The 23,494-nt window shown below is 58.3% G+C and carries 18 protein-coding genes and 2 pseudogenes; 11 read left to right on the forward strand and 9 right to left on the reverse strand.

Annotated features, from left to right (window positions below; translation table 11 throughout):
- Positions 1–24: 24 nt before the first annotated feature.
- Entirely contained in the window at positions 25–675 is a 651-nt protein-coding gene (locus VSR71_RS33315) for an aspartate/glutamate racemase family protein (RefSeq protein WP_115684057.1), read from the forward strand.
- A gap of 65 nt (positions 676–740) precedes the next feature.
- On the opposite strand, the gene VSR71_RS33320 is transcribed toward VSR71_RS33315, so the two are convergent.
- Positions 741–1,622 carry a GntR family transcriptional regulator gene (locus tag VSR71_RS33320; protein WP_115684056.1) on the reverse strand — a complete coding sequence of 294 codons (882 nt, stop codon included), beginning with the start codon at positions 1,620–1,622 and terminating at the stop codon, positions 741–743.
- Between the two features lie 409 nt (positions 1,623–2,031).
- On the opposite strand from VSR71_RS33320, the gene VSR71_RS33325 reads away from it, so the two are divergent.
- The 7 genes and pseudogenes from VSR71_RS33325 to VSR71_RS33355 form a co-directional block, all read left to right on the forward strand.
- The gene (locus VSR71_RS33325) at positions 2,032–2,949 is read left to right on the forward strand and encodes an amidohydrolase family protein (RefSeq protein ID WP_115684055.1); all 918 of its coding nucleotides are present in this window, start codon (positions 2,032–2,034) and stop codon (positions 2,947–2,949) included.
- 52 nt (positions 2,950–3,001) lie between these two features.
- The gene (locus tag VSR71_RS33330) at positions 3,002–3,427 is read left to right on the forward strand and encodes a cupin domain-containing protein (RefSeq protein WP_115684054.1); all 426 of its coding nucleotides are present in this window, start codon (positions 3,002–3,004) and stop codon (positions 3,425–3,427) included.
- 15 nt (positions 3,428–3,442) lie between these two features.
- Entirely contained in the window at positions 3,443–4,507 is a 1,065-nt protein-coding gene (locus tag VSR71_RS33335) for an isocitrate/isopropylmalate dehydrogenase family protein (RefSeq protein WP_115684053.1), read from the forward strand.
- Between the two features lie 80 nt (positions 4,508–4,587).
- Positions 4,588–5,559: a Bug family tripartite tricarboxylate transporter substrate binding protein gene (locus VSR71_RS33340; RefSeq protein ID WP_115684052.1), complete on the forward strand. Its 972-nt coding sequence runs from the start codon at positions 4,588–4,590 to the stop codon at positions 5,557–5,559.
- Positions 5,560–5,672: 113 nt separating this feature from the next.
- Positions 5,673–6,062, forward strand: a complete 390-nt coding sequence (locus VSR71_RS33345; RefSeq protein WP_147298477.1) for an MFS transporter — start codon at positions 5,673–5,675, stop codon at positions 6,060–6,062.
- Positions 6,063–6,326: 264 nt separating this feature from the next.
- The gene (locus VSR71_RS33350; RefSeq protein ID WP_115684051.1) at positions 6,327–7,718 is read left to right on the forward strand and encodes an NAD-dependent succinate-semialdehyde dehydrogenase; all 1,392 of its coding nucleotides are present in this window, start codon (positions 6,327–6,329) and stop codon (positions 7,716–7,718) included.
- An 85-nt stretch (positions 7,719–7,803) separates the two neighbouring features.
- Positions 7,804–8,001 (forward strand): annotated as a pseudogene (locus VSR71_RS33355) (helix-turn-helix domain-containing protein); the annotation flags it as partial.
- A 330-nt stretch (positions 8,002–8,331) separates the two neighbouring features.
- Here VSR71_RS33355 and otnC read toward each other — a convergent pair.
- From otnC to VSR71_RS33385, 6 genes are all read right to left on the reverse strand, one after another.
- Positions 8,332–8,976 (reverse strand): 3-oxo-tetronate 4-phosphate decarboxylase, encoded by a 645-nt coding sequence (gene otnC, locus VSR71_RS33360; protein WP_115684049.1) that lies wholly within the window; start codon positions 8,974–8,976, stop codon positions 8,332–8,334.
- Entirely contained in the window at positions 8,967–10,232 is a 1,266-nt protein-coding gene (gene otnK / locus VSR71_RS33365) for a 3-oxo-tetronate kinase (RefSeq protein WP_115684048.1), read from the reverse strand. Before otnK ends, otnC begins: the two co-directional genes overlap by 10 nt.
- Positions 10,233–10,258: 26 nt before the next feature.
- Positions 10,259–11,179 carry an amidohydrolase family protein gene (locus tag VSR71_RS33370; RefSeq protein ID WP_115684047.1) on the reverse strand — a complete coding sequence of 307 codons (921 nt, stop codon included), beginning with the start codon at positions 11,177–11,179 and terminating at the stop codon, positions 10,259–10,261.
- Between the two features lie 690 nt (positions 11,180–11,869).
- Positions 11,870–12,610 carry a transporter substrate-binding domain-containing protein gene (locus VSR71_RS33375; protein WP_115684046.1) on the reverse strand — a complete coding sequence of 247 codons (741 nt, stop codon included), beginning with the start codon at positions 12,608–12,610 and terminating at the stop codon, positions 11,870–11,872.
- Positions 12,611–12,661: 51 nt separating this feature from the next.
- Entirely contained in the window at positions 12,662–13,822 is a 1,161-nt protein-coding gene (prpF, locus tag VSR71_RS33380) for a 2-methylaconitate cis-trans isomerase PrpF (protein ID WP_115684045.1), read from the reverse strand.
- A 59-nt stretch (positions 13,823–13,881) separates the two neighbouring features.
- A complete protein-coding gene (locus VSR71_RS33385; RefSeq protein ID WP_115684044.1) occupies positions 13,882–14,892 on the reverse strand; it encodes a Bug family tripartite tricarboxylate transporter substrate binding protein in 1,011 nt (336 codons plus the stop codon).
- Between the two features lie 149 nt (positions 14,893–15,041).
- On the opposite strand from VSR71_RS33385, the gene VSR71_RS33390 reads away from it, so the two are divergent.
- Entirely contained in the window at positions 15,042–17,582 is a 2,541-nt protein-coding gene (locus VSR71_RS33390) for a bifunctional aconitate hydratase 2/2-methylisocitrate dehydratase (protein ID WP_232348333.1), read from the forward strand.
- Positions 17,583–17,621: 39 nt separating this feature from the next.
- Here the strand turns inward: VSR71_RS33390 and VSR71_RS33395 are convergent, their stop codons facing one another.
- Complete coding sequence (locus VSR71_RS33395) at positions 17,622–18,566, reverse strand: GntR family transcriptional regulator (protein ID WP_115684114.1); 945 nt, start codon at positions 18,564–18,566, stop codon at positions 17,622–17,624.
- A 252-nt stretch (positions 18,567–18,818) separates the two neighbouring features.
- Between VSR71_RS33395 and acnA the strand changes: the two genes are divergently transcribed.
- Both acnA and VSR71_RS33405 read left to right on the forward strand, forming a co-directional pair.
- Positions 18,819–21,455 (forward strand): aconitate hydratase AcnA, encoded by a 2,637-nt coding sequence (gene acnA / locus VSR71_RS33400; protein ID WP_373424432.1) that lies wholly within the window; start codon positions 18,819–18,821, stop codon positions 21,453–21,455.
- A 27-nt stretch (positions 21,456–21,482) separates the two neighbouring features.
- A complete protein-coding gene (locus VSR71_RS33405) occupies positions 21,483–21,836 on the forward strand; it encodes a GntR family transcriptional regulator (RefSeq protein WP_115684112.1) in 354 nt (117 codons plus the stop codon).
- Between the two features lie 1,231 nt (positions 21,837–23,067).
- Here VSR71_RS33405 and VSR71_RS33410 read toward each other — a convergent pair.
- Positions 23,068–23,367 (reverse strand): annotated as a pseudogene (locus VSR71_RS33410) (transposase); the annotation flags it as partial.
- Positions 23,368–23,494: the final 127 nt, after the last annotated feature.

The following is a 23,494-nucleotide window of genomic DNA, read 5'->3' on the forward strand; positions in this document are numbered from 1 at the left end:
ACTCGACGCCCGCCTCTACTCCAGATGACACGCATTCAATTGATCCACGCAACTGCCGTCGCAATTCCGGCGATTGCTGAGAGTTTCCAGCGTCTTTGGCCCGAGGCCGAGACGGCAAATCTGCTCGATGATTCGCTTTCCGATGCGTTACGAGATACGCCGGTCGACGCCCCACTCATCATTGCTCGGTTCAAGGCACTGACCCAGTACGGAGTGGATTGTGGAGCGGAAGGCATTCTCTTTACTTGCTCCGCATTCGGTGCAGCGATCGAAGCCGCGCAAGCGGCATCATCGGTTCCGGTTCTCAAGCCAAACGAAGCAATGATTGACGAGGCCCTGTTCTCTGGTACTCGCATTGCACTCGTGGCCACGTTTGAACCTGCAATTGCGTCGATTACGCAGGAATTGGAAGCTGAGGCTGCTGCTCGCGCGCTTCCTGTCACCCTCGAATCTTTCTACGTTCCCGAAGCTCTGGACGCGCTACGCCGGGGCGACCAAATTCGCCATGACACCCTTGTTGCGCAGAAAGGCGCCGATCTCGCGCGGTTCGACGTAATCTGCTTTGCCCAGTTTTCGATGACTTCCGCGGCACAGGCTCTGGAACAGTCGGCGGGACGACCGGTGCTGACGACCCCGGACAGCGCGGTAAAGAAACTTCGCGGTCTTCTCGGCTAAGTATGCAGGCAAGTGGCCGACTTCCGTCATTGCGCCACGTGCTGGGGTGGGTGGTGGTGAAAGGCTTAGCTGTCTGATTTTTCCCTCACCGCGTTGCGAAGGTGCAAGCGCATGAAGTCGGCAGCGGCTTCTCTCTGACCTCCCAAAAGCAGGTCGATTAGCGTCAGGTGCTCTCTGCACCGACGTTCCGCCTGGTCGCGATCCACTGCTTTCCGGTACTCCATGAGTCTGCGCAAACGGTCTAGTCTGCGCAGCCCTTCCAGAATGAAGGCATTTCCGGAACAGGCCGCGATGGTTTCATGAAGACGGCTATTGGCATCGAACAAGGCCGCGGCTGTTGCTGTTCTCGCGCCACCATTCGCGAGCGCCACCTGCTCGGACCGGCATCGCAACAAAGCTTCTCGATCCAGTTCAAATGTCGGCTCCAGAATCCCGGCGGACTCGATAAGCAAACGATACCGATAGCCTTGCTTGTAGGTCTCTGCCGACGTAAGAACCGGGAGAAACATCCATCCATGCCCGGGTAGGCGCTCAACCCATCCTTCTTGTGCCATGCGTCGCAAGATGGCACTGAGCTGCGCACGCGTAACGCTGTACCTACGCATCATCTCGTTCTCAGTGAAGCGATCCGGCAGTGCGCCGGCGAGCCGCTCCTCTGCGATCTTGAAGTAGGTGCCTTCAGCATCATCGCCATCTTCTGCACCTGGCTCGCGTGAGTTCACCGGCAGATGGGTGCCGCCCTCCGCTACCGCATATCCGCCTTCCGGATGCATCTCCACAACAGCTAGCAAGGCCAGTCTACGAAGGGCCTCCCTTACCGGAGAACGGGACACCCGGAATTGATCTGCCAACGCGCGCTCGGGCAAACGGGTACCTGGCGAGATGCCGGAGGCGGAAATGTACTGGTGGATATTTGCTGCAAGGACGTCGGCGAGCTGGCGAGCCATGGTCAAGCGTTCCGATTCGGTTGAGCGATCCTATCACAACGAGCATCTTGGTCTTTTATATTCCTTACGTGCCACGTCTCCGGCACTTCTGTCGATGCCTTCCTATCCACTTTGAGGCCTGCAGGTTGCCTAGGTGTAAACCATTACAACACCTGTAAATCCTTACCAAATCAAGGGTTCTGGAGCACTGCTCACCCTCTAGGTTCTTTGCGACCGCAAAAAACGCTTTACTTGGTTCTTTGAATTTATAAAATTCCACATATCGCGCCACAACGGTGCGTCCCATAAGAACAGGAGACTGGGTGCATCGTAGACAACTGCTTCAGGCGGGCCTAGCGGCCATGGGTGGCTCGACCCTCCTTGATGCCATTGCAGCGACGCCCCGGGTGTCCAAAAAACAGGAAGCCCCGTGAACCAGGATCTCGTTAGCCACGTCAGCGCCCCAGCTTTCAAGCTGCCCCTCGGAAGCTGCGACTGTCACGTCCACCTTTTCGATGGCGCGCGTTTCCCGTTCACCCCCAAACGCTCGTATACGCCGGGAGTGGCCCGGGTTGAGGACCTCATTGCGTTCGAACAGCGTCTTGGTATTGACCGTATTGTTCTAGTGCAGCCGAGCGTCTACGGCGTCGACAACGCCGCGCTTCTCGACGCGCTGGGCCAACTAAGCGGCAGGGCTCGAGGCGTTGCGGTGATTGACCTCGAAAAGACGCCGAACACAACGCTGCAATCAATGCATCAGCGCGGCGTACGTGGGATTCGCCTGAACCTGGAGGTGAGCGGCCAACGAAACCACGAATTCGCGCTAACTCAACTGAAACGGGCAGAACAACTGGTTGGATCTCTGGGCTGGGCCGTCCAGGTCTACGCGGATGTGGACGTCATTGCTGAGCTCGCCGCAGACATTGCAAACCTGAAGGTTCCCGTCGTGCTTGACCACGTCGCAGGCGTCAAAGCTCACAAGAAAGAAGAGCAGAAGGCTGCGTTCGCGAGCGTCGTTGAGCTCGTAAAGAAGGGCAATGCATACGTGAAGCTCTCGGCCCCCTATCGCGTCTCCCGGAATGCCCCGAATTTTGATGACGCTAGCGAGTTCGGACAAGCGCTGATCGCTGCGCGCTCAGACCGACTGGTTTGGGCATCGGACTGGCCTCATACCGGCAGTTCTGGAACCCGTAACGGCAATCTGGAGCAGGTCGAACCCTTCCGCAAGGAAGATGCTGGACGCGCTCTGAGCCAGCTCGCCAGCTGGGCGAACACCCCCGCTCTGCTGCAACGCATTCTTGTCGACAACCCGGCAAAGCTCTACGGCTTCGACCGGCAACCGGCTTAATACATTCCGACTCTGTCCATGACAGAGCCAGCGAATCCTTTCGGAGTTACTCATGACTATCAAGACCCCCTCGGGCGCAGTACTGCTGATTCCCGACCAACTGCCCAACTATGACCGTGGCGGTGGCGCGAGCACGACGCCGCTGGTTGGCAAATCCATCGGTTCGGACAGCTTCATTACCGGGTACACCTCTTTTGCCCCAGGAGTCGAGATTCCGTTCCACAGCCACAACTGCCAGGAAAGCGTCGTCCTCGTGGAAGGCGATGCAATGCTCGACATCGACGGCCTCGAGTATCGGCTCAAGCCGCTGGATACCACGTTCATTCCCCCGAACGTCCCGCACCGCTTCCGCAACCTGTCGAAAACCGAGCCGATGAAGATCCTGTGGATTTACGCGACCATCGACGCGACTCGGACCCTTGTCGGCTCCGGCGAAACCCGTCCTGTGTCGGCAGAACACCAGTCCACCAAGGCTTAACTCGGAGTTTTAATCATGCGTATTCTTGTTCTCCCGGGCGATGGCATTGGCCCTGAAATCGTTGCCGCTTCCCTCGACGTCCTGAAGAAGGCTGACCAGATGTTTGACCTGGGTCTTCAGTTCGACTACGAAGACGTTGGCTTCGTCAGCCTGGAAAAGCACGGCACCACTCTGCGTCAGGAAGTTCTGGACAAAGCCACCTCGTACGATGGCGTGATTCTGGGCACCCAATCGCACGCCGACTACCCCGCGCCGGACAAGGGTGGCCGCAACATCTCAGCCGCATTCCGTTGCGACCTGGACCTGTATGCGAACGTGCGTCCCAACCGTTCCCGTCCGTTCCTGGGTAAGGGTACGCATAACATGGACCTCGTCATCATGCGCGAGGCGACTGAAGGTTTCTATCCCGACCGCAACATGTATGAAGGTTGGGGCGAGATGATGCCGTCGAAGGATATGGCCATCTCCGTGCGAAAAATCACGGCGCATTGCTCGGAGCGCATCGCCCGTCGCGCGTTCGAATTGGCAATGAAGCGTAAGAAGCATGTCACTGCGATCCACAAGGCCAACAGCTTTCACATGACTGACGGCTTGTTCCTGCGTGAAGTCCGGAAGGTGGCTGCAGAGTTCCCTGAAGTGAAACTCGACGACCTGCTCGTCGACGCATCCACGGCATACCTGGTGCGTGATCCGTCGCGCTTCGACGTTCTGGTAGCCACGAATTTCTACGGCGACATCATTTCGGACCTGGCTGCCGAACTCTCCGGCAGCCTCGGCCTCGGCGGCTCTGTAATGGCTGGCGACTCGCTTTGCTGCGCACAAGCGCAACACGGCTCGGCCCCTGACATTCAGGGACAAGACAAGGCGAATCCGACGTCGATGATTCTGTCCGTTGCCATGCTCGTGCAGTGGCTCGGGGAGCACCGTGAAAAGGCCAACTTCATGGCCGCAGCCAAGGCAATCGATGTAGCAGTGGACAAGGTGCTGGCCAACCCGGAAACCCGCACCGCTGATCTGGGCGGCAAGATGGGTTGCGCCGCATTCGGCCAAGCCGTCGCAGAAAACATCACGGCGGCCTAATTTCAGGCTTGAGCCTGGGCGCGGAACCTTTACCTGTCTACCGCGCCCACCCGACAAAGCAAGAACAGTCTGGAGACAGCATGAGGGCATTCAATGTACTGCTGACAGTAGCGCTCGCCAGTATTTCGCTGAATGGCAGCGCCAACGCCAATAGCAATTACCCAACGAAGCCGGTAAGCATCATCGTTCCGTTCGCGCCAGGTGGAGGCAGTGACAACGTCTCGCGCTACATTGCGACTCGTTTGTCCGAGCGGACGAAAGCGCAGTTCATTATCGACAATCGCCCCGGGGCTGGCACGAATATCGGCAACGAACTTGCCGCCCGTTCGGCGGCGGATGGTCAAACTCTGCTGTTTGGCCAGGTGGCTCTGTCCATTAATCCGTTTGTCTACAAGAAGCTGCGATACGACACTGAAAAGGACTTCGTTCCTGTCGTTCAGATTGCCAGCTCTCCGACTGTTCTCGTAGTCACCAAAGATTTCCACGAAAAAGACCTCAAAGGTCTTATCCGATACGTCAAGGCCAATCCTGGCAAGGTCAATTTTGCGTCCGGAGGGAAAGGCACGTCCGTTCATCTGGCAGGCGAGCTTTTCCGCAGCATGACCGGCACTGACATGATCCACGTCCCGTACAAGGGCAGCGGTCCGGCGGTAACTGACCTTATTGGTGGGCAGGTTCAAATGATGTTCGATACCGCTGCCTCGGCGTTGCCCCAGTTAAAGGGCGGCAAGCTGCGCGCCATTGCGGTGACAGGGTCGCGACGCTTGACCGAGCTTCCGGACGTGCCGACGTTTTCCGAGGCAGGGCTGACGGGGTTCGATGCGCCTGCCTGGTACGGATTGCTCGCACCTGCTGGCACTTCGAAGCACGTCGTTCAGTACATCAACACGCAAGTTAATGAAATCCTGAAGGAGCCTGCGACAAAACAGCGGCTCGCACAACTGGGCGCTGAACCGGTTGGCGGGACCCCCGAGGATTTCTCGCGCTTCATGCGCGCAGAGTCCGCCAGATGGTCGGCAGTTGTGAAGACCGCGAACGTATCAGCCGACTAACCAGTTTTCAATCCTGTGATGCACCGATGCGCGCCCGCCGTCGGTGCGCGCTACTCCATGGCGGACATGCGGAGCCGCGTGGGTAGGTATTTGTCGTGAACAGAAGGATCGTTATGTATTCCCACTCAATGCCGACGGATGAAGGTGTGGCGACGGATGCTGCCACAAAGCTGGAAATCCGCCGGCGAGCGATGAGCAAGAACGCCTGGCGCTTACTTCCACTTCTGACTCAGGCCCGAATTGTGGATCGTAGCGGCAAGGCCATCTTCAACCTCGCATGCGCTTGCGTGTTCGGCGCAGCAGGTCTCGCACTTTCCACCATGACTGGTTCGTTTATCTGGGAAATCGTCGGTATCAGTGCCGCTGTCGTCGCAGTGAGCTCGGCTCGCGCGATCTTCTGGACGATTCCCACGCGCTTCCTGACGGGCATTGCCGCAGCGGGAGGTCTGGCGTTTAGCAACTCAATTGGCACGCTCAGCGGATTTGCCGGCCCAATCTCATGAGCTAACTCAAGGAAACCACGGGCCAGTTCTCCGCCGGTACGTGGGCACTCTCGGCGATTCTGCCGGTTTCGGCATCGCTGACGGCGTCCCTCACGCTTATCGTGAAAAAAGAATGATGGCGGCATCGCCGGAGGCAGACGGGCCCCTGATTGACTCGAAGCCTGCTGCTCTAGCTGTGTGCGCCTTGGAGGCGGAAATTCCACAGTGACATCGCGCCAATGAAGTGGCTTGCGGTATCACATTGTCGCTACCTGAAGGATTGTCATGACGAACATCATTACGACGCAAAACCCCTGCACGGGTGCCGTGCTGCAGACCTATGAAGGTTGGACCCCTGAAAAGATTGAGGCAGCCGTTAGCGCGGGCCATGTCGCAGCCAAGGAATGGGGCAAGCAGCCTCTCGCCACCCGCGTCGCTGCAGTACGCCGCCTGGCAGAACAACTGCGCAGTCAAGCCAAGACGTTCGCCGAGCTGGTCACAGCCGAGATGGGCAAGGTGGGCGCCGAAGCCGCGGGCGAGATGGAAAAGTCCGCGGTCACAGCCATCTATTACGCTGACAACGCCGAGCAAATCCTGGCCGACGAGACGGTCAGCATCGCTGGCGTCAATACGTGGGTAAGCTATGAGCCCATCGGCATGGTGCTCGCCGTGATGCCGTGGAATTTCCCGGTCTGGCAGGTCATGCGTTTTGCCATCCCTGCCATCACGGCGGGCAACGGTGTATTGCTCAAGCACTCCCCGAACGTCACCGGCTGCGCTCTGGCTCTCGAGAAACTTTTCCTTGATGCTGGTCTTCCGAGGAATCTCGTGACCACGCTGGTAGTGGCGGAGCCTCAGGTTCCTCAAGTCATCGATAGCCTGATTCAAGATGACCGAATCGCAGCAGTCACCCTGACGGGCTCGAACCGCGCTGGTGCCGCTGTTGGTGCTGCCGCCGGCCGTGCGTCGAAGAAGTCGGTGCTGGAACTGGGCGGCTCCGACGCCTTCATTGTTCTAGACGACGCCGATCTCGACGCCGCCGTGACCGCGGCAGTCAAAGCGCGCTATCACAATGCAGGTCAAAGCTGCGTCTGCGCGAAGCGCTTCATCGTGTCGCAAGCCATTGCCGAGCAGTTCACGGACCGCTTCGTCGCAGCTACGAAGGCTTTGGTAGTCGGCGATCCGACTTCCGCAGCAACCCAGATGGGCCCGCTTGCACGTCCGGACCTGCGCGATGCCCTGGACCAGCAAGTACGCCGTTCGGTTGAAGCCGGCGCGACCCTGCTGGCAGGTGGCAAGGCAATCGAAGGGGCGGGCAACTTCTATGAGCCAACCGTCCTCGCCAACATGAAGCCCGGCATGGCCGCGTTTGACGAAGAGACGTTCGGCCCCCTGGCTGCCATTGCAGTTGCCAAAGATGACGCCGATGCCGTCCATTTGGCCAACGCCACCCCGTTCGGCCTGTCGGTAAGCGTGTGGTCCGCGTCGAACGAGCGCGCCCTGGCTGTCGCGAAGGGCGTTACCAGCGGAGCCGCGTTCATCAACGCTATTACGGCATCGGATGCGCGAGTACCTTTCGGTGGAACGAAGAAGTCTGGCTATGGGCGCGAACTGGCGACGGCTGGTATTCGGGAGTTCACCAACGCTCGGACGTACTGGGCCGCGAAGAGCGCCTGAGATTTCGCCCCTATAGCGAAAAGCCCGCCGTTGCTGAACTGCACCCCAAAAGTTGGACGCGCATCCAACCTTTGGGGTGTTTTTCATGGCGAAATACGATGAGAAGTTCAAGCGCGATATCGTTCAGCGCTACTTGAGTGAATCGACCGGTTTCAAGGCGCTCGCTGGGGAGATGGGGCTGGACCCCTCCACCATTCTGGGCTGGGTCAACGGCTATACCCATCACGGCCCGGCGGGGTTGAGAAAGAAGCACGCTGAGTACGATGCGCAGTTCAACCGATCGTACCGAGGGATGAGCCATGTGTCGGTAGCCAACGACTTAGAGGAACAGTCTGACGTGGCGCTCCTTGCTCGTACGTTCGCAGTAAGCGATCAGGCTCCAGCAGCTGGGACTATTAACTAGCGCGTTCTTTTGACTAGTGCTTTGATACGTCAACCACGCGAGTGAGAGATATAACCTGCCATGGTCGCAGCGATAGGCGCTAATCGATAGGCTAGTATTTGCATTAATGAATGCCTACTCACCGTTCGTTTGCAGGCTTGCAATAAAAAAAGGAGGCGATTGCTCACCTCCTTCAAAGACATGACACCCGAACGGGGTGACACAAGCTGCCTACCCAGGCAGTTTGTACTTTGCCTTCAATGCCGCAACATGTTCGGGGCACAAGCACCGAAACTTACGTCCTTGCAGCAACAGGAATAACTTCGCCGTTTCCTCAAGTTCTTCCGAGGCATCCACAGCTGCGGACAAACTATTTCCAGCGACGACCGGGCCGTGATGAGCAAGTAGCATCGCATGGTGCTTGCCCGCCCACATGCGGATCGCGTCCGCCAGCTTAGGGTCTCCCGGGGCGTAGTATGGAACCAGCGGCAACGACCCGACGCGCATGACGTAGTACGCCGTCATCGGTGGCAAAAGGTCGCTCGGATCGAGATCGTCGAGAAGCGAAAGCCCGACGGAATGCGTGGAGTGCAGGTGAACGACTGCCCCTGCGGTCTTGCGCTCCTCATACATCGCCAGGTGGACCAACGATTCTTTTGTCGGTGCATCGCCGCTGATGTGACGGCCGTCTCGGTCGAGCTTGGAGAGGCGCGCGGGGTCCAAGTCGCCCAAAGACGCGCCGGTGGGCGTCAGCAGCCAACCGTCTTCCAGCGCAACGCTGATGTTCCCCGTGCTTCCGTGGGTCAGGCCGCGGTCGAAAATCGACTTTGCGGCCAGAACCATCTTCTCGCGCTGCTGAGCTTCTGTCAGGGACATGCGGCCGTCGCCTCCTCGAAGAACTTGACGCTGCCGAAGTTGCCAGACTTCAATGCAAGCGACAGCGGTCGCTCGTCAAGCGACTGAGTCCAGGGCACCCCCGGCGCGATAGATTCACCGATACGAAGTCCCTGGACGTTCAAAGCCTTGACCACCGCACCCGACGTTTCACCGCCGGCAACGATGAACTTGTTGTAGCCTTTTCCCTTGAGGGCTGCGGCGATGGCCGACAGCACGCCTTCCACCAACTTCCCGGCAGCGTCGACACCCAACTCTGCTTGAACTGCCGCTACCTCGTCGGGTCGCGCACTGGCGTACACGAGAGCAGGCTCGGTCTGGTTGAGCACCCATGAGACTGCTTCTCCTGCCACGTCTTCGCCTCGGTGAATTGCTAGCGGGTCCACCTTGAAGCCTGGGCGGGCCTGAAGCCATTGCTCGACCTGGCCATTGGTTGCCACCGAGCAGCTACCTGACAGCAGGACAAGCTTGCCATCCGTGGTTGCCAACGTCGAAGCGGAAGTCTCACTACGAAGCAAGCCAGCCCTGCGGTAGTTCTGCGGGAGTCCGAGCGCCAGGCCCGATCCGCCGGTGAGAAGAGCCAAGTCAGCCGATGCTTCACCAATGCGGTACAGGTCGGCGTTTTCCGTGGCATCGACAACCGCAATTTGGACGCCACTGCTCTTCAGCTTCGCAAACGCGTCTTCAATTTGTTCCGGCCGTTGCACAACGGTTTCCCTGACGACAAGACCCACCGTCTTCGTCGTCTGAGGCGCGAGCAGTCGGACCAGATTGGAATCCGTCATCGGCGTCAGCGGGTGGTGACGCATCCCGGATTCGCTGAGCAATACATCGCCGACGAAGAGGTTCCCCTTGTACACCGTGCGACCGTTTTCCGGGAGCGCGGGACACACAATGGTGAAATCAGCGCCCAACTCCTCCATGAGGGCGTCGATAACCGGGCCAATGTTCCCCTTCAGCGTCGAGTCGAAGGTGGAGCAATACTTAAAGTAGAACTGCTTGCACCCTACTTGGCGCAACCAGCGAACAGCTTCGAGAGACTCTTTCACAGCGTCCTGGGCCGGGCTTGTGCGCGTCTTCAAAGCCACGACGATGGCATCGACATCCGATACAGGCTGCTGAGGAATACCGATTGTCTGCACAGTGCGCATGCCCTCTTTCGCGAGCATGCTGGCGATATCGGTGCCGCCGGTGAAGTCGTCGGCAATGATTCCCAATAGCGGCTTGGACACTTTGATTCCTTTGTGAATGGCACATCGGGCGCTCAGTATTGAGCGAATCCGAAGAGGTGCACCGGGTTGACAGACATGACGTTGGTGAACTCATTTTCACCGGCCCAGAGTCGAGCCGAGCGAAGGTTCTTCGCATCGTCTTCATAACGGAACGATTCAACGTCCATCCAGTTGTAGTTGGCCGAGCGCGTGGTTCCGCCGGTGTGCGGCCAGTCGCTGCCCCAGATTGCGCGCCCTGCCCCAGCCCGGAAGCATTCGGTGGCGATAGGGGCCACGTCTTGGTATTCGGGCCCGGATCGCGAAATCTGGTGGGGGCCCGAACATTTGACGTGGACGTTGGGAAGACTAAGAAGGCGTAGAAAGGCTGCAAACTCTTGCGGCCTTTCCTGGCACCCCACGGGCGCCATCCCAAAGTGGTCCAGGATAACTGGAACCGTCGACTGCTCAATCAGGTCGGCCACGCTCAAGAGAATCTGGTAGCCAGCGAAGATCTGCAGGCACCACCACGTGTCCTCTAGCAGGGTAAGTGCTCGGTCAACTACGCGGCGAGCGTGCGCAGCCTCATGCGCGCCGTTCACTTGTACGTTAATGCGAATTCCCCGGACTCCCGCTCCATTAAGCTCATCAAGCTCGGCTCTGGACACGTCGTCCGGTAGAACTGCGATACCTCGAGCGCTATCCCCCAGCGTCTTCAGCGCATCCACCAAGCACCGGTTGTCAGTCCCATACACGCTAGGTTGGACGAGCACGGTGCGGCGAATACCGAGTGACGCGTGAAAGCGCCCCAAGTCCTCGACGGTTGCCGCAGCTGGCGTGTACTTGCGCGGCACGCTGTATGGAAAGCGCGCAGGGTCGAAAACGTGGACATGGCAATCCACGGCATTGAGGGGCAACACCACTCCCGCGTCTTCCATCTCTCCTGCCGTCGACACTATCTTGCGATTGCTGTCCATGCCTACACACCAGTTACTCGAGAATTCGGCGGCCTCATGCCACTACATCGATCTATGAGTCCGCAAAATACATATCGGGATAGCGCGCATCCCCTCGCGTTGCAGCGGCTCAGGCGATCGCCATCTTCGGAGTCGACGGCGGGATCATTCTCCATACGAGAATCACAATGATGCCGCTCAATGCCAGGAAGCCGCCCAATGCAACCCAGCGCCCAATCGTACGAATGCGTTGTGGCACGCACCCACCCCGTCAGTAGCGGACCGAATCACATCTGGTGAGACCTCTGGCGGGCACCTTCAAGAAGACTGCATCCCGGACAGCGAAACCATGAAGAAGTATCGACAAGTTTTTGTACTGTGTCAACGCATAGTACAATGGAAGTGATCCGAATAGATCTCTTGAACAACCGGGCTGCGCACGCCAGAGTCGCAAAACCAACTGCCAATTCTCCCTGCATCCACATTTTCGCCGTTGTTGTGGAATGGGGACGAACGGACTCCAAGCGCACCGAGAACAGGCGGCTCGAGGAGTCAAAGACTGGTGGGAAAGGGACGAGAGCTGTCCGGCGGCCTAGCGAACGTCTAATTAGAAACACCCTGAGGGAATGCCTGGCCGGACTACAGACGCTTACTGAGAAATCGCTGGCAAGGGCACCGTCGGGTCCGCTTGCCAGCCTGATACTGGCGCAGTTAAGCGGCCGTCGCCGGCGCCACCGTAGCCCCCGCGACATTGTGGTTCCGCATGAAGGCAGCAACCTTTCCACTCGCCTTCATTTCTTCGATGAAATCCCTGAGAAATCTCAGGGTGCCCGCAGACCTGCTCGCGGGAATGCCGGTTGCCTGCTGAATTTGCATAAAGCTCCCCGGAAGTAGTCGCAGATTCGGGAAGCGCAAGGCATCGGCTTCAAGCTGTTGTCTGACACCGGCGGCCACGTCAGCATCGGTCTGCAAGAAGGTCTCGACCACTGCGGGCGAGGTCGGGGCTCGCTCGATCGACGCGTACTGAAGCTCCCTCGTCAGGAACAGGTCATATGCACTCCCAAGACCCACGACGACCCTGCAGCCCTCCACATCCACTTGCTCGTTCGCAGTCAAGGGAGAATCGACCGTGACAAGGTAGCTACCCTGAATGACGACATAAGGTGCGCTAAATGCTATGCCCTCACCGCGATCAGGATCTATTGCGAAGAAGCCGACATCCGCTTCTTCGTTCCTGACTGCGCTCACTGACTTCGCTGCTGCGTCGAAAGCGAGAAACTCGACCGTCAAACCGAGTCGCGCCGCCAGTTCGTTGCTCAAGTCAATGCTTATGCCCTTCAATGCCCCGCTCGGCGCATCCACCGCCGCCAATAGGGGATTTCCGAGATTTATGGAAGCACGAAGCTTCCCTGTCGGCGCCAAGTCGTTCGCGATGATCTCGAGATTGCTCATCGGTAGTTTTCCAGGTGAAGGCAGGCTCCGTGGCCAGCCAAAGACAGCACTTCAGCTATTCCCGGAGGACACTTGCGGGACGTAGACGTGGCCATCCATGAGACGACGCGCACTTCGACTCATCGTTACCTTGCTGACCGTCCAGGTGTCGACCTTATTTGCAACTTCAGCGCCGACAGTCAGAGTTCCTGATGGGTGACCAAATCGAACCTTCCTTACCCGAGTGTCCCCGAGAAGAGTGCTGACCACAGTCCCTGGCACCGAACCCGCCGCAGCAATGGCCACGGCTCCAGTCCCTGTCATCGCATGATGAAGCAGGCCCATGGAAAAGATACGAGCCACGATATCGATTTGCCCTGTAGACACAACTTTTCCGTTGGACGCGGTGTACTCGGCGGGCGGCGAGACATAGGCGAGCTTCGGGGTGTGCGGCCGAGCGGTAGTGGCCTCTTCGGCGGATGATGCAAGCCCCATCTTCACGGCAGCATGGGCGCGAATAGCTTCAGCACGAGCGAGAAGATCACTGTCCCCGTTAACGTCGACTTGCATCTCGATGCCGCTCAGACCCAAGGCCTCTGCGCGAACAAAGATTGTTGGGTTCCCAGCGTTTATCAGCGTCGCGTCAATGAGTCCCACACCCGGCACCTCAAGGCGATCGACTGGGGCGCCTGTTGGCAACATCTTGCCGGCATCGCCGGTCGGGTTAAGGAACTCGAGTTCGATTTCGGAACCAGGGAAAGCAACACCGTCCAGCTCAAACGTGCCATCCTCCACCACTTCACCGTCGCGCATTTCTACGTGAGCAACGATGCGCTGACCCAGGTTGGCTTGCCAGATGCGCACCATGGCGGTGCCGTTGATCGGTGCTTCCACCAGCTTTTCACTGATGGCAAACGGACCAACTGCAGCCGTCAGATTTCCGCAGTTGCCGGACCAGTCCACGACGGGCTTTTCAATGGAAACCCCTCCATACAGATAGTCAACATCGCAATCGCCGCGAGAGGATTTCGAGATCAGAACAACTTTGCTAGTGCTCGATGTCGCACCGCCCATGCCATCGATGTGCTTCTCATACGCGTCTGGGCTGCCGACTACACGCAGCAAAATCGCATCCCGCTGGCTAGGATCGGCCGGCAAGTCGTAAGCGTGAAAAAAGACGCCCTTACTGGTACCACCCCGCATGTAAACAGCGGGAATGCGTCGTTGAGCCACGTCGTTACTCCGGATAAAACTGTAATAAAAAAGTGGGGGCTGGCTGTCGCAACCTCGCGCTAGCCGAGCTTAGCCAGCTTAATCAGCGCTTGGTACTTGGTCACTTCGGTTCGCCAGAAGTCGTTGAACTGTGCCGCCGTCATAGGCTTTACTTCTGCATCGAGATCGGCCATCCGCTTTACGAAATCGGGTTGCTGAACGATCTTCTGCATGGCCTTCTCGAGTTTGGCGACGACGTGGGTAGGCAACCCTGCCGGCCCCGCCAACCCGTACCACGTGTATGCCTCGTAGCCTGGCAATACCTCTGCGATAGCCGGCAGGTTGGGCATTGAAGCCAAGCGTTTTGGCGAACAAACCGCCAACACCTTGAGCCGACCGGTCTTAACGTGCTGCATGACAGAGCCCGTAGAGCTGAACGTCATGTCGACTTCATTAGCAAGCAGCGCATTGAGGGCCTCCCCCGTACCCTTGAAGGGAACGTGCAGCATGTCAATGCCTGCTTTTCGCTTGAATTCTTCGCCAGCAAGTTGCGGAGAGCTACCGACCCCGGCGGACATGAACGTCAGCTTTCCCGGATTCGCTTTTGCGTATTTGATAAGTTGGTCCAGAGACTGCAGGTGACTCTTGCTGTTGACCGCGAGAACGTGCGGTGTGATTCCGATTAGGCCGATCGGAGTGAAATCCTTGATGGGGTCGAAACGCCCTTTGGCCAGCAACATGGGCGCGATGGCATTTGAGCTGACGTGGGCAGCCTGCAGGGTGTAACCGTCTGGAGCTGAACGCGCTACCTCTGCGGAGCAGATCGTGCCCGTGGCTCCATTCTTATTATCGATTACGAATGGCTGCCCCAACTCCACTTCCAATTTACGCCCGACGAGGCGCGCGATAGCGTCTGCGCCGCCCCCTGGCGGGAAGCCGACCATCAAACGAACGGGCTTTGTCGGCCATGCCGCGTCAGCGGCGTTCACGCTCGGACTGAAGCCGAGAAAAGACGCACCGGCCGTGCCGGCAAATGGCGCAGAAGAAATTGCGCCCAGAAAGTGACGTCGCGTCCATGTCTTGCTTGTCATGCTTGCCTCCTGTTTTGGTTGGTTTTATCTTGCGTTTTTTTACGACAAAAGTAAAGTAGATGGGCGCGAGTTTTTTGGCTTGGCCGCGTAAACCACGATGCTACGAAGCGTTCAGCATCCTTCGAGTGGCTATTTTTCAACATAAAGACATGAAAGCAGTTCACAACGAGATGGAGACGTACCGCAAGAGCGCGGTTGAGCGCGCTGCAGCAGGTTTGCCTCCGCTCCCCCTTACGGCCGCGCAAACCGCCGAACTGGTCAATGGATTGCTGGCCGGCATGCCCTCCGACTCCGAGCAGGAAGGAGTGGAGTTGCTGACTGATCAAGTGCCACCAGGGGTTGATCCGGCTGCCGCGATCAAAGCGCGCTTTCTCGCCTCCGTAGCGACGGGCGAGATCCAGCTAGCGTCCCTGTCGCGCCGGCGAGCGACGTTCAGGCTCGGCACGATGCTGGGAGGCTTCAATGTCGAACCGCTAATTGCGCTCCTTGACGATAACGAAGTCGGTGATGTGGCCGTCGAGGCACTAAGGAAAACAATCCTGATCTTTGCCAACTTCGAGTTGCTGACTCGGAAGGCAGAGGCTGGAAGCATTCGAGCAGGCGAAGTGCTGAAGAGCTGGGCTGCAGCAGAGTGGTTCACATCGAGGCCGGCAGTACCTCAGGTGGTTGAACTGGTAGTCTTCAAAGTGGAAGGCGAAATCACTACTGATGACCTGTCGCCAGCCACAGAAGTGTGGAGCAGACCGGATGTCCCCTTTCATGCGCTCAGCATGCTGCGTAACGCTCGTCCAGGTGTAACGCCAGATTACGACGGCCAGCGGGGCCCAACCCGACAAATCGAGGAGCTCCGTCGGACTAGCGGCAGAGATATCGCATTTGTCAGTGACGTCCTGGGTACTGGTTCTTCTCGCAAATCGGCCACAAATAGCCTCCTTTGGTATATCGGGCACGACGTACCCTTTCAGCCGAACAAACGAAGCGGTGGCGTATGTTTGGCCAACACCATTGCGCCAATCTTCTTCAATACGTTGCAAGACTCGGGCTGTCTTGCTATTGAGCTTGACGTTTCGGCACTTCAAACCGGCGACAAGATTTCGCTCTACCCATATGCTGGCAGGCTGGTTGTCGAGGGAAGCGCAAACGAGACCCCTTTTCAGGTGAAAAGTCCAGTGCTGCTCGACGAGTTGCGAGCAGGTGGACGAATTAACCTGATTCTTGGCCGCCGCCTCACTGCTGAGGCGCGCAACTACTTGAAGCTACCGCCCTCCGAGGTCTTTCAGCAGCACGCCGAAGCGCCCGCCGCGGCTGTGGGCTTCTCCCTCGCGCAGAAGATCGTTGGACGTGCATGCGGTTTGCCCGATGGGCAAGGTGTGAGCCCGGGCACCTATTGCGAGCCCCAAATTTCTACAGTTGGCTCCCCCGATACAACTGGCCCACTCACACGCGACGAACTGAAGGATCTCGCATGCCTTGGTTTTTCTGCTGACCTGGTACTTCAGTCGTTCTGTCACACGGTTGCATATCCCAAGCCGGCGGACATCCGCGTCCAAAAGGAATTGCCTTCGTTCATGACCGAGCGCTCCGGCGTTTCCCTTCGACCTGGCGACGGAATCATCCACTCCTGGCTTAATCGGCTGGTGCTGCCCGACATGGTCGGCACCGGTGGCGATTCACATACGCGCTTCCCAATCGGATTGAGTTTCCCAGCGGGATCGGGACTAGTCGCGTTTGCCGCAGCGACAGGCGCCATGCCACTCGATATGCCAGAGTCGGTGCTTGTGCGCTTCCGTGGCCAAATGCAATCAGGAATCACAATTCGTGATTTGGTACACGCCATTCCGCTGTACGCCAAACGCGCAGGCCTCCTGACATTAGAAAAGGCAAACAAAGTTAATGCCTTTGCAGGCCGAATTCTGGAGATCGACGGCCTGTCTGACCTGACTGTGGCTCAGGCATTCGAATTCACAGATGCATCAGCGGAGCGGTCAGCGGCCGCATGCGCGGTCCAGTTAGGCATCCCGGCAGTGCGGAGCTTTCTACAAGAGAACGTGAAATTGATTCAACGCATGATTGCCGAGGGATACAACGAGCGGGCAACTCTTGAGAGAAGGCTACAGGCGATGGAGAACTGGCTGAATGAGCCATCTCTGTTAAGAGCAGACCAGAATGCTACGTACGCAGCTGTACTAGAGATCAATCTAGACGAGATTTCCGAACCTATTCTGTGTTGTCCGAACGACCCGGATGACGCTCGCTTCCTGTCGGAAGTAGCAGGGACGAACATTGACGAGGTGTTCCTCGGCTCGTGCATGACCAACGTCAGTCATTTTCGCACCGCCAGCGACCTCATCAAAGGCAACGGAGAGGTGCCCGTCCGCATGTGGATAGCGCCGCCCACCAAGTTGGACGCGGATATTCTGCGGGAAGAAGGCCGCTTTTCGACTTTTGGCAAAGTCGGAGCACGAATCGAAACTCCGGGATGCTCCCTATGCATGGGTAACCAAGCTCGAGTCAGAGACGGCGCCACTGTCGTGTCAACCAGCACTCGAAACTTCCCCAATCGCATGGGCAACGGCGCAAAGGTATTTTTAGCGTCCGCGGAAACGGCGGCCATCGCATCCAGCCTCGGGCGGATCCCGACAATCGAGGAATATCAGTCGATGATGGCGGGGATTGCTGAAATATCGTAGCGGGGCGCGCTCAACAGGTCATCTGTTGAGCACGAAGAGCTAGCCGACTGTCTCAGTCGGCTCCGCCGTACTCTCGTTAGCTTTTTGCTCTGTGCGAAATGCCGACGGTACGGCTTTTTTACGCCTTGAGTTGTCCAGATGATTGCGGAGCAAGGAAGCGGCTGAAATGAAGTCACCACCTTCAATAGCATCGAGAATGGCGAGATGTTCCTGCGCCAATTCAACGCGGGGCAATTGTCGGCGTGACTGCTGATACTCGACCACGCGACGCATCTTATCGAGCCGGCGGAGGATCTGGATTGCGAGCTTATTTCCTGACCATTTTGCAATGGTGGCGTGGAAGTTCGCATTGGATTCAAAGCGCTCGATCGGTGTCAGTGTTCGATGCAGCCCGCTCACGATGCTTAATTGCTCTTTCCGAAGCTCGTCCAACTCCGCCAGGTCCGGTCGAAACTTCGGACTTAGTATGCCTGCTGGCTCAATGGCAATGCGCAGGGCATAAAGGTCCTCGTAACCTTCGAGGCTGTTCACGCTCGCAGTGAACTCCCAGCCATACCCTGTCTCTTTTTCTGTCCAACCCTCCGTCTCGGCCCGCTGCAAAGCGCGACGGAGTTCCGGCCGAGTGACGTTTAGAAGGCGTATGAGGTCCGCCTCCTTCATCGATCCCGCCACTTCACCACCGAAATAGGCGTCTGCCAGGCGCAGGTAGACCGCGTCATCAGCTACAGCCACTTCATCTAAAGTTTCGATGGGAATGTCTGTGGCGTTCGCGACCAACGAGTAGCCTTTGTGCTTGTCATAGCGAACAACGCCAAGCTGCGTTAAATGCTCAAGCGCCACGCGGATAGGCGAACGCGACGTGCCGATGAGCTTCGCCAAGCCCCACTCCGGAAGGTGATGCCCCGCCATGAGCCCTTCCCGGCGCACGTAAGCCACGATGGCCTGTACGGCTTTTTTTTGGCCCAAAGTTAAATCTGCGGACATGTTCACCACACAGCGCCATTAGTCATGCAATCAAATATACCACGCGATCCTGCGTATTTTTGGACGAAAGAGAACAATACCGTTGCCACTTGTCTACCTCGACACCCGGAATGGGTGGCATAGCACGGTATGCCAGCTACGCCGGAATTATAGAATGTGCAGATCTCGCCCTCTGAGTGTCGCCCGGAGGGCTCGGGGTGCCAATCGCAGAACACCATTGCATTTCGTACTATGAATGTGCAAAATACAATGATGTCCTCGATACCCTGTCTAGAAAGCTGCCTCCAAGTTGGCGGCGTCGCGCACCGCTACGTCGACCTACCCGCGATGCTGGGGCCCTCCCTGGCCAGGCTGCCGTTCGTGCTCCGCGTATTATTCGAGAACGTCACTCGCACCATGGAAGGGGCCGAGCGCGACGAGGCGATCACGGCCCTTCTTGCGTGGCTCGAAACTGGCACCAGCACGACCGAGATTGCGTTCCAGCCCGGCCGCGTTTTGATGCACGACACGACCAGTACGCCAGCATTGGTGGATATCGCTGCAATGCGTGATGCACTTGCCGAGGCCGGTGCCGACCCGACTGCGCTGAACCCGGTCGTGCCAGTCGACTCTTCGGTGGATCACTCCCTCGCCGTCGAGGCCTTCGCCCAGTCCGATGCCGCCGAAGTGAACCTGAAGGTTGAATGCACTCGCAATGCCGAGCGGTACAGCTTCTTACGCTGGGCATCCAAGTCCCTGGCCCGCGTTCGGATTCATCCGCCTGGGACAGGCATCATGCACACCCTCAACTTGGAGCAACTTGCGACAGTCGTGACCTCCGAGGAGCGGAATGGCGCCAAATGGGTCATTCCCGATACGCTCATCGGCACCGACAGTCATACTCCGATGATTAACGGCATTGGCGTGCTTGGTTGGGGGGTTGGCGGACTTGAAGCGCAGACGGTGATGTTTGGCATGCCCGTCATGCAGCGCATCCCGGACGTTATCGGCGTGCGCTTCCACAATGCGCTGCGTCCAGGCGTACTGGCTACCGACCTGGCGCTGACCGTCACCCAGCGACTTCGGGCCATTGAAGTGTCGGGCGAATTCGTAGAGTACTTCGGGCCAGGGGTTGCCACCCTGTCTGCGGGCGAGCGAGCCGTTGTAGCCAACATGGCGCCAGAGTACGGGGCGACGACAGGCTTCTTCCCCATCGACGACAAGACGCTGACGTATCTCATCTCGACGGGCCGGAGCACAGATCACGTAGCGCTGGTCGGAGAGTATGCCAAGCGCATCGGCCTGTGGTTCGACAAAAACCAAGAGCCTCGATACACCCGGACCATCGAAGTCGACCTCGCAAGCGTTGATATGCACATTGCCGGGCCTAGGCGACCACAGGACCTACTGGCCTACACTGACACCGGCACCGCACTTGCCAAGTTTCCCTTTGAACAGAAGGTCGCATTGGAGCAAATGCCGCGTTATCCCGTTGCGATCGCGGCGATTACCAGTTGTACAAACACGTCCGACCCCGCTCTTCTGATTGCGGCTGGACTTGTCGCACGGAAGGCCCGCGCATTTGGACTTTCCGTCGCACCGTGGACAAAGACCTCGCTTGCCCCTGGCTCGCCGGCTGCGGCGGCGTATCTTGAGCGGTGTGGGCTGACGGACGATCTGGCCGCGGTGGGATTCGACATAGTCGGATATGGATGTACGACGTGCATCGGGAACCCTGGCCCACTGACACCCGAAATAAGGGAGGCCATGGCCCACCAGTCGGCGTGGCCTGTAGCAATGCTGTCCGGCAATCGCAACTTCCCTGGACGCATTCACCCCGAGCTGAATCTGGCGTTCATCATGTCTCCGCCTCTCGTGGTCGCATTCGCTTTGGCGCGCAACGCCGAGGCCGACCTTGAGCGCGAGCCGGTGCAGGTCGCCCCTGATGGCACGCCGGTGTACCTGAAAGACCTCTGGCCTAGCCGTGAAGAAGTAGAGGAGCTCCTGGCCAGAGGCACGGACCCTCGCGATTACCGTAAAGCATTCGAAATCGCATCCGGCAACCCGATTTGGGGTTCCCTTCCCTCGCCTGATTCGCCACGCTACCCATGGGATGATAGTTCGACAGCTTTGCGCCGACCGCCTTTCGCATCCCTTGACCAAGCGTCGCAATTGGGAAGCTATGAGGCATTTCCGCTGCTGGTGCTTGGAGACGACGTTACAACCGACCACATCTCGCCGGCGAGCGCTATCCCCAAGGACAGCTTTGTCGCCGACTTTCTGGTCAGCCGAGGAGACGACCGGAACGACCTCAACGTATTCGCGTCACGCCGCGGGAACTGGGAAGTCATGGTTCGGGCCGCCTTCTTCAACAAGACCCTCCTCAACCTACTGCAGCCCGACGCGCCGACTGCCCACACTGTCCATGTGCCAAGCGGCGGTATTCAGCCAATCTTCGAGGTGGCGGACCGCTACCGGCGGGATGGAGATTCCGTCGTGCTGATCGCAGGAGAGCGCTATGGGACAGGATCGTCCCGAGACTGGGCAGCCAAGGGGCAACGCCTGCTCGGGATTCGGGCCGTCATCGCATTGAGCTTCGAGCGCATTCACCGCTCCAACCTCATTGGCATGGGGATATTGCCTTTACGCATGCCCAAAGGTATGACTCCGCAATCTTTGAACATTCAACTGGGTGACATGGTTGTGATAAACGCAGCCCCAGATAAACTCTCACCTCGCTGCAACATTCTTGTGCGCATTGTTCGCCGAAGCGGCACGGTGGACACGTTTGAGGCGACGGCCGCTGTCGAGACTCGACTTGAGGTGGACCTTCTCCGCGAAGGCGGAGTCATCCCCTTGATATTGCGGAAGACTTTGGCGCAAGGCGCACGGGAACAATCTCTCCACTAAAGAAAGGGAATTTCCACAAGCACAACTATGAGCAAGTGCAGTTCGGCAGCCATCGACATCATCTCGTTTATCCAGAATGAAAACTTGGCCGTTGGCGCACATCTTCCTGCGCAGCGCCTGGCGGACAAGTTGCGCGTATACCGATCTCCTTTGAATGAAGCCCTTCTTCGCCTGCATGAACGAGGCATTGTCACCCGGAAGGAAAACCACGGCTACTTTGTGGCCAAAGTCATGGATGTTCCAGCATCTGAAGTGGCATCGCAGCTTCTGAAAGACCGTCACGAGCTCACGGCAACGCAACTCAACGCCGTGCTGCAACGAATTTCTCAAGAAGGACGGGGGATGCCCTCCCCAGGCTATGGCTGGGAGTTTATGCCGTAGATGCCGTAGACCATCGGCGGACGAGCGTCGTCGGCTAAAAGCCGCAAGCGTATGCATTGGCACGCGCATCGTGCAACACGTGGTGCTCGCCACCGTACCGTAAAAAAGTATGCCGACGGGCGTGCAGGGTCGAGTTGGCCACGGATATTCTCGAAGCGCCAATCGGTCGGCAATCGCCCGCTCAGAAGTACTCGCAGCATGTCAAGGTCCACGGTGTGGTCGTAGCAGAGGACAGGCTTGGAAGCCGCAGGAATGCCCGCGATCCAATCGCACAACTCTTCACGCAGTTGCGCCAAATTCATCGCTCTTTCCTCGCATCGGCCGAACTGCGGTATCACGAGCGCTCGGACGAAATCGCTGCACCTGGTTTCGCTAAAGTCCGTACGCTCTCCATAGAATACGTAACCATTCTCTCCAACGATGGCGATACTCAGGACCTCAGGTGTCTGGAAGTCGCTAAATTTTGTGTCCATAAAGTATCGGTTGTCCCAACCGCTGCGGCGATGAGGCCCCAACGACCAATTCATCGCGTCCTGAAAGTGCGAATCCGTCATGGTGTACCCGTTTCTGCGGGCGCGTGCCAGAGGCGCTGACCGCGCCGATAGTGCGTCGCGACACCGTGGGGCACTGAAAACCGACTGGTGGGTGAACTGTGTCACGGTGAGCAGGCCTTGGTGGCTCTCGCTATATACGCTCGCACCGATTAGGATCTCACGCAATGACTCCAGACGCCAGTCCTCAACACTTTGCACGCCACTTGTACGCACCACCGCCGCCCCGCGCAACACGCTCGGGCCTCCAAGAAACTGGTCAAGAGATACGGCACCGCGAGTGAGACCCATCCAGACGACGCGTGGTACCGCACGAGATCGCTTCTCGCCGACGCGAAGCACCAGCAAGTCACCGGGCATCCACTGCTCCATCACCGCCCACACCCTGCGCCACCGGTGATCGCCGACTGCAGCGGCAATCGATTCTCGTCGCTGGGACTGGTGGGGCTACACAGGCTTGGACAAATGGGATACGAAAGAGGCGGTCCAGCTTAAGGCGGTCAAGGGCATGATTGATCGCCTGAGCTCTATCCGATGACGAGTCCTCATGCTCTGCTAGAGAGTGAGGCATTTGCTGCAAACATGCGGTGTTGCGGTAAATCATGGCAAAGGCTACCGCTACCGGGCCTTGCATACCCTAACGTCGGCGGAAACGGCGGAAGCGCTTCTACGCAATGACAGTAAATGATCTTGCGGATCGCCGACGGGAACGTAAAGAACGGGATCACCTGATCCCAGGCGCGACGCCAGGATGCGCCGATCGGTGCATACCACCGACCCCATTCCCCGTTCTCGAAGGCCGCCAACTCGGCCAGCGCGGCCTCGACGGTGAGGGCCGTGTACACGGGCTTGAGCGCCGCCGCCACGGCGCGGCGCTCCTTCCAGTTGGCGTACTCCAGGCTGTTGCGGATCAGATGCACGATGCAGGTCTGCAGGGTGGTGTTCGGGAACACCGCGGCCAGGGCCTGTTCCATGCCCTTAGAGCGGCTAACAAAACCATGTCATCGCCACATGGCAATTGAGCGTTGTGATGTGCCATGGCACGAAAAAAGATCAACAACGAATTGTGGAAGGCCTTGCAGCCATTGCTGCCGACGGTCGAGCCCT

It is taken from the genome of Cupriavidus oxalaticus (assembly GCF_038900635.1).
GTDB classification, from domain to species: Bacteria; Pseudomonadota; Gammaproteobacteria; order Burkholderiales; family Burkholderiaceae; genus Cupriavidus; species Cupriavidus oxalaticus_B.

Excerpts from the sequence above, each read along its gene's own strand:
- VSR71_RS33315 (WP_115684057.1), top strand. The coding sequence starts at position 25 with ATGACACGCATTCAATTGATCCACGCAACTGCCGTCGCAATTCCGGCG.
- VSR71_RS33320 (WP_115684056.1), bottom strand. The coding sequence starts at position 1,622 with ATGGCTCGCCAGCTCGCCGACGTCCTTGCAGCAAATATCCACCAGTAC.
- VSR71_RS33330 (WP_115684054.1), top strand. The coding sequence starts at position 3,002 with ATGACTATCAAGACCCCCTCGGGCGCAGTACTGCTGATTCCCGACCAA.
- VSR71_RS33335 (WP_115684053.1), top strand. The coding sequence starts at position 3,443 with ATGCGTATTCTTGTTCTCCCGGGCGATGGCATTGGCCCTGAAATCGTT.
- VSR71_RS33340 (WP_115684052.1), top strand. The coding sequence starts at position 4,588 with ATGAGGGCATTCAATGTACTGCTGACAGTAGCGCTCGCCAGTATTTCG.
- VSR71_RS33345 (WP_147298477.1), top strand. The coding sequence starts at position 5,673 with ATGTATTCCCACTCAATGCCGACGGATGAAGGTGTGGCGACGGATGCT.
- VSR71_RS33350 (WP_115684051.1), top strand. The coding sequence starts at position 6,327 with ATGACGAACATCATTACGACGCAAAACCCCTGCACGGGTGCCGTGCTG.
- otnC (WP_115684049.1), bottom strand. The coding sequence starts at position 8,976 with ATGTCCCTGACAGAAGCTCAGCAGCGCGAGAAGATGGTTCTGGCCGCA.
- VSR71_RS33370 (WP_115684047.1), bottom strand. The coding sequence starts at position 11,179 with ATGGACAGCAATCGCAAGATAGTGTCGACGGCAGGAGAGATGGAAGAC.
- VSR71_RS33375 (WP_115684046.1), bottom strand. The coding sequence starts at position 12,610 with ATGAGCAATCTCGAGATCATCGCGAACGACTTGGCGCCGACAGGGAAG.
- VSR71_RS33385 (WP_115684044.1), bottom strand. The coding sequence starts at position 14,892 with ATGACAAGCAAGACATGGACGCGACGTCACTTTCTGGGCGCAATTTCT.
- VSR71_RS33390 (WP_232348333.1), top strand. The coding sequence starts at position 15,042 with ATGAAAGCAGTTCACAACGAGATGGAGACGTACCGCAAGAGCGCGGTT.
- VSR71_RS33395 (WP_115684114.1), bottom strand. The coding sequence starts at position 18,566 with ATGTCCGCAGATTTAACTTTGGGCCAAAAAAAAGCCGTACAGGCCATC.
- acnA (WP_373424432.1), top strand. The coding sequence starts at position 18,819 with ATGTCCTCGATACCCTGTCTAGAAAGCTGCCTCCAAGTTGGCGGCGTC.
- VSR71_RS33405 (WP_115684112.1), top strand. The coding sequence starts at position 21,483 with ATGAGCAAGTGCAGTTCGGCAGCCATCGACATCATCTCGTTTATCCAG.